This is a genomic window from Vibrio sp. M250220, from assembly GCF_036533795.1.
Taxonomy (GTDB): domain Bacteria; phylum Pseudomonadota; class Gammaproteobacteria; order Enterobacterales; family Vibrionaceae; genus Vibrio.
The window spans coordinates 15,791-27,448 of record NZ_JATABI010000052.1; the positions used below are offsets into that span (position 1 = coordinate 15,791).

Below are 11,658 nucleotides of genomic sequence, written 5' to 3' on the forward strand. Positions count from 1 at the left end.
AATTGACAGAGATTGATATAATATCGATTCGAGACTAACCAAATTGAACAAAAGATGAACCTTACTCAGATCGAAGCTTTTTGTACTGTGTCCGACACAGGCTCGGTTTCCGAGGCCGCTCGCCAACTAGAGTGCAACCGCACACGCTTGAGTATGGCGATTAAAGCACTAGAAAAAGATCTCGATGTCGAACTTTTTGTTCGTAGTGGCAATAATTTGGTGCTTTCTGAAGCGGGTAAAGCCATTTACAAAGATTGTCACAATATGCTAGTTACCGCAGCGCGTATTCGTAAAACCTGTACTCACGTATCTGGTAAGTTTAACGCCGAGGTATGGATAGCTCGTGACGATTCTCTGCCTGACGAACTGTGGCAGGATCTCTCTCATAAGCTTAACAACCGCTTTCCCGCAACCGCATTTAACATTGTTTTAGCCTCTAGTGGTGACTTGGCAAATCTTGTGGCAACTTCCCAAGTTGATTTCGCGTTTGGCGTCGATTACGAACGACTCAATGACCCTCACATCACGTTTCAGCCATTAGGCAAGATACGCCTGATGTCAGTATGTCGTTCCACTCACCCACTGGCCAAACTTCGTCGGGTCTCGGATGACGAACTGCGTAACGCTATGCAAGCCGTCATGGTTTATCTAAATGAAAAAGATAATCCAGAATTACAACCCTTCTCGCTGCGTCACATAGGCTTCTCAAGCTTTGATTACATACTCAACACGATTCTTGAAGAAGACGCTTGGGGCGTACTCCCTGAACCGCTGATCCGACACTTGCTACGCAAACAGGAACTCTCGGTAATAAAACACACTTATGGCTTAACCCAAGAAGATTACTGTATGTTCACCTCTTCAGGTATGGCAGAGCATCCTGGAATGTCTTGGCTGGCAGACAAATTAAACGAATTTTTGTTTGATTTTTAACCATTGCGACGATTATTTGATCCATCAATCAGTCAGCGACAATATTATTGACACCGCATTCTGTTCACATCTCATTGAAAAATAAAAATTTTAACTAAAATTCATCTATTTGACATATTGGGTATTCATATTGGGATTGTCTAATTCTCTTATATTGAGAAAAATATAGGGGAATTTTACAAGAGAACTCATTATGTGTGCCCGAACAAGCCTTAACGAAAAACGAATCCTAACCTTCTCCGCTCTTTTAGCATCGGGCTTTGCGGGTAGCGGACTCGTACTCGGCTTACTAGTTGGCTCACTTGTCATTGTTTTTGACGGTGTATATTCACTGGTCAGTTTGCTATTAACTTTGTTGTCGCTCGCCGTGTCTAGATACATTGCTCAGCCGTCCAAGCGCCAGTTTCCATTTGGTAAAGCGATGCTTGAGCCCCTAGTGATCGCAATAAAAGGTAGTGTGATTTTAGCGATCGTTGCCTACTCACTGTATTCAGCTGTGCAGGCATTAATGAATGGTGGCCGTGAAGTTGACGCGAGTATTGCAACGCTTTTCGGTGCGGTAAGTGTTGTTGGTTGTAGCTACGCATGGTGGTACATCGCGAATAAGTCGAAACTTATTTCATCTGGCTTGGTAGACGCTGAAGTAAAACAGTGGCAGATGGACACGTTGCTTAGCGTTGCTGTAACCTTAGGTTTCGTGGCTGCGTGGCTGGTATCCGTTTCACCGTTCGCACAATATGCCGTCTATGCGGATCCGGTGATGATGCTGCTGATGTCTTTCTACTTCATTAAAGTACCACTTGAGATGTTAGCAGGTGCACTACGCGAACTACTGATGATGAAACCTGACGAAGAGATCTGTCACGCGGTTAACAAAGAGGTGCTCGCCCTAGAGACACAAGTTGATCAGGAACTTGCCGTGGCAGGGGTTATTAAGGTAGGTCGTGAGCTGCGCGTCAGACTGGATGTACATTCTCAAGGACAACAAGTTCAGGTGGCTGAACTGGAGAAAGCGCGTCGTATTCTAAAGGATAAACTGTCGCGCCTCTCATTGGATCTTAACGTGACCATGAATATCGCAAACTAATGGCTTAGCTTCACAACGTCCGCTTTGTGGGGCTTACTCTATGTGACTCAATTCTTTACTCATCAACACTAGATTCCAATCTTGCCCTTCATAACGACGCGTTCCCTGCTCTATCTTATCCACCTGAAACCCGAGTGACTGGTAACACTTACGCGCAACATCATTGTGTTCAAACACAGCTAATCTCAACTGAGAAACCACAAAATGGGATTGTGCATGGTCGATTAATAGTTGCAGCATCTTCGCCGCCAGCCTTTGGCCACGAAACGGAGGTGCAATAAACACTCGGCAGATACGAAAACAGTCTGCCCTTTCTTGGTAAAGCTCAACATAACCAGCGTATTCGCCGTTGTGCTCCAGCATAAAAGGGTGAACAATGTCCTTATTGCAGTGAAACTCAATCTGTTCGTCGGTCAATGGAAACTGGTAACAGTTTCCTCCCCACAAATAGTTGAGTTGGTCTGAGTCGATCCAATCGATTAGCACACCATAATGCGAACTCATAAAAGGTATCAGTGACATATTACGCTCTTCCTAAGCTATAAAATGTTTAAAATGATGCATCCAGTTAACGCGGGAATACCTGCAATAAACAATACCAAACCATCTTGGTAGTTTTGTCGATAGCGTTTTCTTTCATCTTTCTCGACGTCAAAACCTTTGACCATCTTGTAGACTGAATCGAGCTTGGGGTTATTGTACCTAGCGGTTTTGCTATCTGTTCCACCTTCCCAAGTTAGCATTGCCAAACCCCAGATAACAAAAACGACCATAAATAAGAAATCAGAAAGTCGTGTGACGACAAAAAAATCAACAACGTAGGAAAGCAACCACACAACTATAGCCGCAATGACATTTATGATCGCAACCTTTACTACCAGTTTCAACATCTGAACCTCCTAACGCTGATCTTTCCGCAGTGTGAAGGCGGTTTGAAAGCCCCATCCCCTACGCACCTCAATAAACAAAAGGCCCACCGTAAGTGGGTGAGCCTTCGTTTTTTAACCTAAGACGCTAGTTGAGATTCAACTTGCTGAAATACTTTGTACTCTGCGTTACTGCAGCCGCGAGCAATCGATACCCAGTAATCTCCCGTTTCATCCGTTGCAACAAACTCAGCCCTAAGTTCGTATTTTCTCCAAGACGTAAACGCAAGAATTAGAGTCAATGCGAGCATTAAAAAACCAAATTGCGGAACAAACGCCCAAGTCGCGGCCGACAGCATTAAAGCGAGGGAAATAACATTCACCATGTTATCTTTTACCCCAAGCTTACGTACTTCTACCTGTTTTATCTTACGCAATTGGTAATCGTCACCACGAACCGATATTTGGTCTGTGTTGAGATTAAAATCCGACATTACGTAAGCCCGACGAAAACGGAGAATATCCACTAGCCTATAGTTGTTAGTTTTCTTGCTCATCACCTTTTCTCCATGTTATTAAAGGTTAGTAAAAGCTAATATAATCATGAAGTTATTGTGCTGAGAAACACTTTATAATACAGCCAAATAAGCAATGCAACATATATAAACGGTACGAATATCTGTTATTTTCCGACACCGCGATAAGCCGAATTTTCGTGACAAACGATCAACCACATACTGAGGATAAAAGCCGTACTAAACGCTTTGTGAATAGAGAGTTGTATAGGTACAATCGCCAGCCAAACAACACAGGTGCCAGAAGATGCTATTTGACAATGACATAGAAGAAATGATCGGCTATTTCGACCGTTACTGCAAAGCGCCCCATATTGATGCGCTCGATCGAGTATCGGACGACCAAGTGAATCTCCTGCTCGATTTCTTGACCCTTGCTCATAAATTGCAATGTGATATCTACGCTACGCGCAACTTGAACAGCTCCCACTTCCTCGGTGTGGGCACCTTCGCTCTAACTCAAGAACGAGCACCGCAAGGTAATCTGTTCGTCAAGATTGAAGCAGATACACTGTACCTCTCGTTTGAGTTAGCCCCTTGCAACGAAGAGAATCTGTTGACCCCGATTCGCGTTATTGATGCACTGGTGTATTTAGCCGACTGCAATGGTCATAGTTTGTTGCCTGAAGACTATCAGCGCTAGCAAGCCTAAGCCCAAAATAGCGATCAAATTTGTTCATTGGAATCCGTGACTTTCTGTTTAACGCTTACTCTTTATCCAAGCTGCCCACCACCGACCAACTAAACAACATCACGGCTAAGTCCAGTTCAGCACTTGCCAATCCATAGAGCTTGCACGGCCTCTCAAACGTGGACATGGGTTGACCAAATAAGCGTGATCCGCGTATTCACATAGCGGCAAATCATTGATCGAGTCGGTATAGAAATGAATGTTGGAGTAAGTCTCGGGTTGTGAATCCAACCATTGTTTTAATCGGATTACCTTACCCTCGCGATAGCTTGGAACACCTCTAATCTCGGTAGTATAGCGTCCGCCATCTTCAACGAGATCAATACCCAACGCCACGTCAATTCCCAAGCGTCGCCCAACCGCTTGCACAAGAAACGTTACGCTGGCAGAGATGATTACCATCTGAATACCTTGTTCGTTAAGTTGATCAATTAAAACTTTGGACTGTTTGAATTGCTTGGTGAGGATATGGCGCTCTACGCACTCTTCCACCAGCACATTCACTTGCTCTATGGGTAGATCAACCAAAGGAGAGATGGAAAACTTGAGGTAATCCTCCATATCCATTTTCCCTTGAGCATAAAGAGCCATTAATCTCTGATCCTGCTCGATAAAATCGGGGCTGGTCGCGATACCTTTCTCAACCATAAACTCGTTCCAGATCATTGCACAATCAGCATTGATCAAGGTTTCATCCATATCAAATACATACAACGGCTTTGACATCATTACGCTCTCACAGGTTGAATTTCATTGAGATTAAACAAGAGTTCTAATTGGCTACCGTTGGCCAATAAACGCTCAGATGAGCGATTGAGGAGATCAACGGTAAGCTCACACTGGTCGACCTCGACCTGATAGCGAATCACATTTCCCAACAATTGATGGTTTTTTATTATCGCCTTTTGCGGGGCAGATACATGGCTGCCATATTTGCGCCCCTGCTCTTTGACATAGATGGATTCAGGACGTATCGCTACCTTCCAATCGGTCTCGATATTGAACAGTTGCTTCGCTTTCGTTGCTTCAACCAAATTATAATGCCCCATAAAACTTGCCACAAACTCGTTGGCTGGATGAGTATAAATCTCTTCCGGAGAACCAGTCTGAACAATTTCGCCTTTATTCATTAGGAAAATGCGGTCTGACATGATCATCGCTTCTTCCTGATCATGAGTGACAAAAATTGTCGTTAAATTCATCTCTTTTTGAATATCACGGATCTGTTGACGGAGGTGCTTACGTATCTTGGCATCCAGTGCGGAAAGAGGCTCATCAAGGAGTAAGATACGCGGCTTAACCACTAACGCCCTAGCAAGAGCGACTCGTTGACGTTGCCCTCCTGAGAGCTGATGTGGATAGTGTTTTTCTTTACCCTTGAGATCAACCAGTTCGATTACCCTAGCGACTTGGCGTTGAATCTCTTGCTTTGCCAGTTTTTTCATCTGCAAACCAAAACCTATATTGCCTTCCACAGTCATATTAGGAAACAACGCATAGGACTGAAACACCATACCAATGCCCCGCTGCTGAGGTAACTGGTGAGTAATCTCCTCACCATCTACCCAAATCTCTCCCCCATCCACAGGATTCAATCCTGCCAGGCTACGAAGCAAAGTCGATTTACCGCAACCACTGGGGCCAAGCAGCGTAATAAATTCACCTTGCTCAATAGTGAATTCAATCTCTTCGAATACGGTATTATCCGCAAAGCGTTTGTTCAGGTTATTTGCGACTACATAACTCATTATTTGACTCCTCGGCTAAAGCGACTTGCCAGCCAAGTCAGGATAAAAATAAACAGGAAATAGGTCATCACCAGCGCACTGGTAAAGTGGCCGCTGGTCTGACGCATGTTATAAAGGTAAATCTGTAGCGTTTCGTAACGCGTACCAACCAAGATATTGGCGAATACAAACTCGCCCAATAAAAATGAAAAGGAAAGAAACAGCGATGCCATCAATCCTTTTTTCAAGTTTGGCAGAATAATTAGCAAAAACGCTTTGGCTGTGCTCGCCCCGAGAAGATGCGCAGCGTCCATCAAATCATGCAGATTGATTGCCTCGAAGCTATTAGCAATAGCACGATACATAAATGGCAGCGCAATAGTGAAGTAAGTGCCGATTAGAATCCAAGGCGTGCCAACAAGAGAAATTTCACTGTCTGCATAAAGCTGAAGCAATCCCACAGACGAAACCACTGGTGGTACCGCAAAGGGTAATAAGATCATGATATTCATAACCTTATCTAGTTTCGGAAAGTAATAAAAAACCACAAATATCGCGGGTAGAATCAACACCACGCTCAAAAAAAGTGATGCGATACAAATGAACAACGAGCGTCCAAACAGCTAACCAAAGACTGTTATTAAAAGCCTGGATCATAAAAGCTGAATCTAGCACTTCAATATAGTTATCAAATGCAAATTCGCCATCATAAATAAAGCTGTTGATCAGCACCCAAACCATAGGAGCCAACTGAAAGAGATAGAAAAATAGCGCAAAAGGCGCAAGCCACAATGCGGGTTTGATACGCCCAACCCATCGATGCCAATGTGGCTTCGCTGAACTTGACTCTTGTGTACGAGTCGATAAAACAGAACTGCTCATAATGCTAACAATTCCTGAGAATAAGGCTTAGTGTGCTCGAGATTGAGCAATTGGCAAACCATGCCACAAAGCTCTGTTTGCTTAATTTGCCCTTCTTGATGGGTGAATTTATCCCCTATTAAAAACAGCGGTACTTGGCGTTCTTGTGGCAAGATTCCCCCGTGTGACCGATCGTCGTTCATACCATGGTCACTGGTGACGATGACTTGATAACCGTCTGCTAGCCATTGCTCAATATAGTTAGACAAAATAATGTCTGCGTGACGTGCACAATTACGGTACTGGCTAGAATCCAAACCATATTTATGGCCCATATCATCAATGTTCATCGGATGAATCAGCAAAAAATCTGGCCTATACGCTCGGCGCAAATGTTCCGCATCAAGAAAGAGAGCTTCATCAGGATAGTGATCCCAGTGGTAAAAGCAGCCGTGCTGAATATTCATCGCTTCATCGTGTGTAAAACGATCTCTCACTGGTTCATAAGGGGCTCGGTTATAGAGCTCGCTTATCCAATGATACGCTGCGGCAGCTGTCACCTTGCCTTGCGATTTCGCGAGGCTAAAAATCGACTCATGGTTCGACAAACGCACTACATTGTTATTCACAATGCCACTGTCAACGGGGCGCACTCCAGTCAATATACATTCGCAAAGTGGACGGGATAATGAAGGCAGCTCGCAAAGGACGGGATACAATGTTGCACACATTCGCGAGCCTGAGTGGTGTTGTTCTAGAAGGCCATTGAGGTAGCCCATACAGTCACGGGCTACCTGATAATTCAGTCCATCTAGAACAACAAGGATAACCTTATTGTTCATAGTGACGGACTCTTATTGCTGGTGAATTAACACACTTTCCTGCCATTGACGTGGCAATTTACGCGCAGATTTTTCCCAAGCATTGAAATCCTTTACGGGATGCACATTGCTGTATTGGTCATTAGAAATCAACTTATCTTGAACTGACTTAGGCAATACTACGTTAGAACGAATTGGACGAGCATAACCTTGATCTAGGTTGATCTGCCCTTGGTCACTGAAGATATACTCGCGAGCCAGCTTAGCCGCATTCGGATTTTTAGCGAATTTGTTGATGATGGTGGTGTATCCCGAAATGACAGAACCATCTTGAGGAATGTTAACGGTGAAGCGTTGACGATCAATCTTGTCACGGTAGTTAAGCGCATTGAAGTCCCACAAAATCGCCACTTCAACTTCGCCTTTCTCTAGGTTAGCGATACTTGGATCTGTGAACGATAAGCGCCCTTGTTTTGCTAACTCAGCAAAGAATTTCAGTGCGGGTTCTAAATTAGATTCATCGCCGCCATTGGCAAATGCCGCTGCAAGAACGGCATTGTTTGCCTGTGCTGCAACACCCACATCTCCGACAGTCACCTTGTAGTCCCCTTTCAACAGGTCATCCCAAGATTTCGGAGCGTTTTTGACGAGATTATTGTTAGAGATAAATGAGATGGTGCCAGTGTAAGCCAGTGCCCAATGACCCTCTTTATCTTTCGCCCAATCAGGAATATCGCTCCAGGTTGTCGGTTTATAAGCTTGAGTCACGCCCTTCTTCACTGCGACACGTGCAAAAGCAAAACCAACATCGCCTATATCAGCGGTTGCATTTTTCTTCTCTGCTTCAAACTTAGCGATCTCTTGCGCCGAGCTCATATCCGTATCTTGATGTTTCAAACCGTAGTTTGATTTCAGGTCTACCCATGTGTCTTTCCAGTTTGCCCAACTATCTGGCATTCCCACACTGTACACCGCGCCTTCTTTTTGTGCGGCTTGGATCAGTGATTCGAGATCCGCCTGTTTTGCTATGGCTGGCATCGAGAGTGATACTGCAATGAGAGCAGCAGGTACCATTTTCTTGGCAGAAATAGCAGTTGAACGACTTAGCAAAGTTTTCATTGTCTCCATCCTTCTGGACTAGGTCAGTAAGTTCAAAATTTATCCTAGGCAGTAAATGTGACGATTTGGCGCAACTATTTTGACAGTTTGAATGAATTTCTATGGCAGATATATGTCATTTGGGCGCAATTTGATCAATTAACGTATGTCATAATTCTGTTATCTGTCCGACTTACATTATCTCTAGCTCAACACATGGACTAGATCAGCAATGAGAACAACAGTGGCCCCTCCATTAGGAACCCAACTAGCAAGAATTAAAACTAACATAAGAGAGCAAATCGAGTCTGGAGTCCTATCTGAAGGCCAAAAATTACCCTCTGAAAGAGAACTTAGCGAGTTATTCTCAACCACGCGCATTACCATCAAAGATGCATTGATCGCACTCGAAACGGAAGGGCGAATCTATCGCGAAGAACGCCGTGGTTGGTATGTCTCTCCTCAACGAATTCGCTATAACCCTCTGTGCCGATCTCATTTTCATCAAATGATTCGCGACCAAAACCGTATTGCAGAAACCAGACTGGTGAATGTACGAAGTGAAATGGCGGCAGGTGAATATGCTCAAGCTCTAGAGGTCAACACAATCACACCGATTCATATCATCGAAAGACTGAGATGCATTGATGGACGAGCAGTGCTATTTGTCGAGAACGTTTTAAAAGCGTCTTTATTTGAAGGCATATTAAGCGAAAACCTGACTATGTCGTTGACGGGCATTTATCGTGATAAGTTCGGCTATGAGACTTTGCGCTCACGCTTTGACGTCATTCCCACCTCAGCTCAAGCACATGTTGCCAAGGCCCTCAATCTAGCAGAAGGCCAACCCGTACTAAAAATCTGTCGCGTGAACTACAAGCAAGACGGAGAACTAATGGACTGCGAGCTAGAGTACTGGCGACCAGACGCCATGATGATCTGCATCGATAGTGTCGAGTGAACGCAGCACTGACTCTATTGATAGACGCTCACTACGGACATGCAGTGGGTAACGGTTTGCCTGCACACGAACCTCCTAGCGCCAACGCGCTAGCGTAAAATCGATCAACCGCCTCTCGACTTGGCGCATTAAAAGCAATATGAGTTCCATTCCCGGCAGACGCACCCTCTTTGCATGGACAACCGACCCAAAACTCAAAATGCTCACCATAAGCCGCTGCTACATTTTCGATGTAATGAGAGCGTTTAATAGACAAAGTAGAAAGCAGTGAATCATAAAAAGCGACAGAGGAGGCCACATTCGAAACACCCACTGAGACATGGTTTAGAATCAATTTAAATTCCCTTTCTAAATACATTACGCAAACAGTTAAACCAATTAAAATGAAAGTGACCAAACGTTGCGAATCATTCTTAAACGCGTTGTATGTTTATCTTATACTTTCGTATATCTCATTGGCGATAAATGGCTGTTTAATCTCTTTTTGCAGAGTGTTTAGTTCTGGGATACCAACGCCTTTTGGAGGCTCTTGCTTGAACTCATGCAAACCAACATACTGATTAAAAAACAGTTGTATGTCATCAGATTGCTTTGCCAATGACATTTCAACGTTATTGACCTCTTCGCTAATGCACGAATTGAAAGCATACTGCGCTAGATAACTAAGTACTTGTTTTTGCTTGTTTTCAGTTAGACTTCGTAACCATTGAGACTCAGGGAACGAATGTAAACCATTTTTAGCTTTCTCAAAACAGGCTTCTTTTTTAGCCATTAACTGACTATATGGCTGAGTTAAACTTGGAGGCGAAGCCGTACAACCAACCAATGATATAAAAGCAATGCTACAGAGCAGCTTCACTGACACACTTCCAAAACTTTTGTTCTTCACCATAAGTAAACAGCTCTTCTTGTTGGGCAAGGTTGTAAACTTGCTTTCTCAATACAGGATTAATAGATGCCATCGCATTACTGAACTCTTCCCAGTGATATTCATAAATATCTTGGGCATTTTGCACTACACCCCCGCCATTATTTCTAAAAATTTCCAGTATAGGACTCATGACCATAACACTAGCTAGGTAATTTGCGAGACCAACTTTATAGTCAATAATTTTCAAGGTCGAGCGAGAACGAGCAGAGAGTTTCAGTCCTTTAACGGAACAGTAGTCTTTTAAAGACATATGAGCTCCAAACTAACAAATGTGAAGGCAGTTTAAACCAATAAAAGCCAACACATTGAGAAACTTGGTGCACACTGAATAGAAGTCACAGTATGTCGATAAACATAACGCCAAATTAAGGTTTGAACAAAGCCAACGCCTTACCTAAGGCATTGTGCCATAAACACTAAATTTGAAGTAAAAGCAAAAATACCAAGCGTTGAGAATCCCTTTTAAATGCTTGTTATGATGCAACTTGAAGCGACAAAGAAAGGAAGTTTTCATCGCATTCAGTCACCTTATAGCCGAGAGATTTGTAAAACCTTACTGCTGACTCATTTCTAGTGAAGCTTGATAAGGTTACGTGACTACGCCCTTGATCTCGCGCTATTTTGTGAACCATATTCATGACGCTTTCACCCAATTTTTGATTTTGAAATTCTGGGAACACAATGAGTAAATGTACATGAAGTGCATTATCGTAAGGCTTGAAGCATAGCATTCCAACTCGCGTCTCATGCAGGTAAACCCAGTGAAACCAATGCGGCTCATAGTCACTTTGTAAACGATTGACCTGAAAATCATCACACCAACCAAAGACGGCATCAACATGCGAATAAAGTCCCTGTTTCACAACAGAAAACAGACTTTCAAATTCATCACTTTCTATTTGTATTAGCTGAATATCCATATGCATCATAACGCCAAATTAAGGGGTGAACCACACTAACACCTGACCTAAAGCATTGTGCTGTAAACACTAAACTTGCTTGAAGTGAAGACACCAAGATGTATGGACTCCCTATCTCCCTCGGGAGTAACGTAATAAGTAACGACACTTTTACAAGGAAGCCAACACATGACTCATTCTACGGTGC

Annotated in this window: 15 protein-coding genes and 2 pseudogenes; 4 read left to right on the top strand and 13 right to left on the bottom strand. The window is 43.5% G+C overall.

Annotated features, from left to right (window positions below):
- The first annotated feature begins 54 nt into the window (after positions 1-54).
- Complete coding sequence (locus tag QTN94_RS16440) at positions 55-933, top strand: LysR family transcriptional regulator (RefSeq protein ID WP_138972028.1); 879 nt, start codon at positions 55-57, stop codon at positions 931-933.
- Positions 934-1,126: 193 nt separating this feature from the next.
- Positions 1,127-2,020, top strand: a complete 894-nt coding sequence (locus QTN94_RS16445; protein WP_138972029.1) for a cation diffusion facilitator family transporter — start codon at positions 1,127-1,129, stop codon at positions 2,018-2,020.
- 33 nt (positions 2,021-2,053) lie between these two features.
- On the opposite strand, the gene QTN94_RS16450 is transcribed toward QTN94_RS16445, so the two are convergent.
- From QTN94_RS16450 to QTN94_RS16460, 3 genes are all read right to left on the bottom strand, one after another.
- Positions 2,054-2,542, bottom strand: a complete 489-nt coding sequence (locus QTN94_RS16450; RefSeq protein ID WP_331428282.1) for a GNAT family N-acetyltransferase — start codon at positions 2,540-2,542, stop codon at positions 2,054-2,056.
- A 17-nt stretch (positions 2,543-2,559) separates the two neighbouring features.
- The gene (locus QTN94_RS16455; RefSeq protein ID WP_331418620.1) at positions 2,560-2,910 is read right to left on the bottom strand and encodes a hypothetical protein; all 351 of its coding nucleotides are present in this window, start codon (positions 2,908-2,910) and stop codon (positions 2,560-2,562) included.
- A gap of 116 nt (positions 2,911-3,026) precedes the next feature.
- Complete coding sequence (locus QTN94_RS16460; RefSeq protein ID WP_331428283.1) at positions 3,027-3,443, bottom strand: hypothetical protein; 417 nt, start codon at positions 3,441-3,443, stop codon at positions 3,027-3,029.
- 265 nt (positions 3,444-3,708) lie between these two features.
- On the opposite strand from QTN94_RS16460, the gene QTN94_RS16465 reads away from it, so the two are divergent.
- Positions 3,709-4,104: a hypothetical protein gene (locus QTN94_RS16465; protein ID WP_138972033.1), complete on the top strand. Its 396-nt coding sequence runs from the start codon at positions 3,709-3,711 to the stop codon at positions 4,102-4,104.
- Positions 4,105-4,218: 114 nt separating this feature from the next.
- Here the strand turns inward: QTN94_RS16465 and QTN94_RS16470 are convergent, their stop codons facing one another.
- The 6 genes and pseudogenes from QTN94_RS16470 to QTN94_RS16495 all read right to left on the bottom strand — a co-directional run bounded on the left by QTN94_RS16470 (position 4,219) and on the right by QTN94_RS16495 (position 8,680).
- Complete coding sequence (locus QTN94_RS16470; protein WP_331428291.1) at positions 4,219-4,878, bottom strand: HAD family hydrolase; 660 nt, start codon at positions 4,876-4,878, stop codon at positions 4,219-4,221.
- 2 nt (positions 4,879-4,880) lie between these two features.
- Positions 4,881-5,900 (bottom strand): ABC transporter ATP-binding protein, encoded by a 1,020-nt coding sequence (locus tag QTN94_RS16475; RefSeq protein ID WP_331428284.1) that lies wholly within the window; start codon positions 5,898-5,900, stop codon positions 4,881-4,883.
- Positions 5,900-6,499 (bottom strand): annotated as a pseudogene (locus tag QTN94_RS16480) (ABC transporter permease); the annotation flags it as partial. The pseudogene QTN94_RS16480 and the gene QTN94_RS16475, both read right to left, overlap by 1 nt.
- Positions 6,396-6,761, bottom strand: coding sequence for a hypothetical protein (locus tag QTN94_RS16485; RefSeq protein WP_443088802.1), 366 nt, complete (start codon positions 6,759-6,761; stop codon positions 6,396-6,398). The pseudogene QTN94_RS16480 and the gene QTN94_RS16485, both read right to left, overlap by 104 nt.
- A complete protein-coding gene (locus tag QTN94_RS16490) occupies positions 6,758-7,582 on the bottom strand; it encodes an alkaline phosphatase family protein (RefSeq protein WP_331428286.1) in 825 nt (274 codons plus the stop codon). Before QTN94_RS16490 ends, QTN94_RS16485 begins: the two co-directional genes overlap by 4 nt.
- Before the next feature lie 12 nt (positions 7,583-7,594).
- The gene (locus QTN94_RS16495) at positions 7,595-8,680 is read right to left on the bottom strand and encodes an ABC transporter substrate-binding protein (RefSeq protein ID WP_331428287.1); all 1,086 of its coding nucleotides are present in this window, start codon (positions 8,678-8,680) and stop codon (positions 7,595-7,597) included.
- A gap of 211 nt (positions 8,681-8,891) precedes the next feature.
- Here QTN94_RS16495 and QTN94_RS16500 point away from each other — a divergent pair, with 211 nt between their 5' ends.
- Entirely contained in the window at positions 8,892-9,620 is a 729-nt protein-coding gene (locus tag QTN94_RS16500; protein ID WP_331428288.1) for a UTRA domain-containing protein, read from the top strand.
- Positions 9,621-9,672: 52 nt separating this feature from the next.
- Here QTN94_RS16500 and QTN94_RS16505 read toward each other — a convergent pair.
- From QTN94_RS16505 to QTN94_RS16520, 4 genes and pseudogenes are all read right to left on the bottom strand, one after another.
- Positions 9,673-9,954, bottom strand: a pseudogene (locus tag QTN94_RS16505) (VOC family protein); the annotation flags it as partial.
- Between the two features lie 96 nt (positions 9,955-10,050).
- A complete protein-coding gene (locus QTN94_RS16510) occupies positions 10,051-10,392 on the bottom strand; it encodes a hypothetical protein (RefSeq protein ID WP_138972042.1) in 342 nt (113 codons plus the stop codon).
- Positions 10,393-10,462: 70 nt separating this feature from the next.
- A complete protein-coding gene (locus tag QTN94_RS16515; RefSeq protein WP_331428289.1) occupies positions 10,463-10,801 on the bottom strand; it encodes a hypothetical protein in 339 nt (112 codons plus the stop codon).
- Between the two features lie 223 nt (positions 10,802-11,024).
- Positions 11,025-11,480, bottom strand: a complete 456-nt coding sequence (locus QTN94_RS16520; protein ID WP_138972043.1) for a GNAT family N-acetyltransferase — start codon at positions 11,478-11,480, stop codon at positions 11,025-11,027.
- Positions 11,481-11,658: the final 178 nt, after the last annotated feature.

What these genes read in the sequence shown, in the direction of transcription:
- QTN94_RS16445 (WP_138972029.1), top strand. Translation starts at nt 1,127, where the DNA reads ATGTGTGCCCGAACAAGCCTTAACGAAAAACGAATCCTAACCTTCTCC.
- QTN94_RS16510 (WP_138972042.1), bottom strand. Translation starts at nt 10,392, where the DNA reads ATGGCTAAAAAAGAAGCCTGTTTTGAGAAAGCTAAAAATGGTTTACAT.
- QTN94_RS16500 (WP_331428288.1), top strand. Translation starts at nt 8,892, where the DNA reads ATGAGAACAACAGTGGCCCCTCCATTAGGAACCCAACTAGCAAGAATT.
- QTN94_RS16495 (WP_331428287.1), bottom strand. Translation starts at nt 8,680, where the DNA reads ATGAAAACTTTGCTAAGTCGTTCAACTGCTATTTCTGCCAAGAAAATG.
- QTN94_RS16460 (WP_331428283.1), bottom strand. Translation starts at nt 3,443, where the DNA reads ATGAGCAAGAAAACTAACAACTATAGGCTAGTGGATATTCTCCGTTTT.
- QTN94_RS16470 (WP_331428291.1), bottom strand. Translation starts at nt 4,878, where the DNA reads ATGTCAAAGCCGTTGTATGTATTTGATATGGATGAAACCTTGATCAAT.
- QTN94_RS16475 (WP_331428284.1), bottom strand. Translation starts at nt 5,900, where the DNA reads ATGAGTTATGTAGTCGCAAATAACCTGAACAAACGCTTTGCGGATAAT.
- QTN94_RS16450 (WP_331428282.1), bottom strand. Translation starts at nt 2,542, where the DNA reads ATGTCACTGATACCTTTTATGAGTTCGCATTATGGTGTGCTAATCGAT.
- QTN94_RS16455 (WP_331418620.1), bottom strand. Translation starts at nt 2,910, where the DNA reads ATGTTGAAACTGGTAGTAAAGGTTGCGATCATAAATGTCATTGCGGCT.
- QTN94_RS16515 (WP_331428289.1), bottom strand. Translation starts at nt 10,801, where the DNA reads ATGTCTTTAAAAGACTACTGTTCCGTTAAAGGACTGAAACTCTCTGCT.
- QTN94_RS16440 (WP_138972028.1), top strand. Translation starts at nt 55, where the DNA reads ATGAACCTTACTCAGATCGAAGCTTTTTGTACTGTGTCCGACACAGGC.
- QTN94_RS16465 (WP_138972033.1), top strand. Translation starts at nt 3,709, where the DNA reads ATGCTATTTGACAATGACATAGAAGAAATGATCGGCTATTTCGACCGT.
- QTN94_RS16485 (WP_443088802.1), bottom strand. Translation starts at nt 6,761, where the DNA reads ATGAGCAGTTCTGTTTTATCGACTCGTACACAAGAGTCAAGTTCAGCG.
- QTN94_RS16490 (WP_331428286.1), bottom strand. Translation starts at nt 7,582, where the DNA reads ATGAACAATAAGGTTATCCTTGTTGTTCTAGATGGACTGAATTATCAG.
- QTN94_RS16520 (WP_138972043.1), bottom strand. Translation starts at nt 11,480, where the DNA reads ATGATGCATATGGATATTCAGCTAATACAAATAGAAAGTGATGAATTT.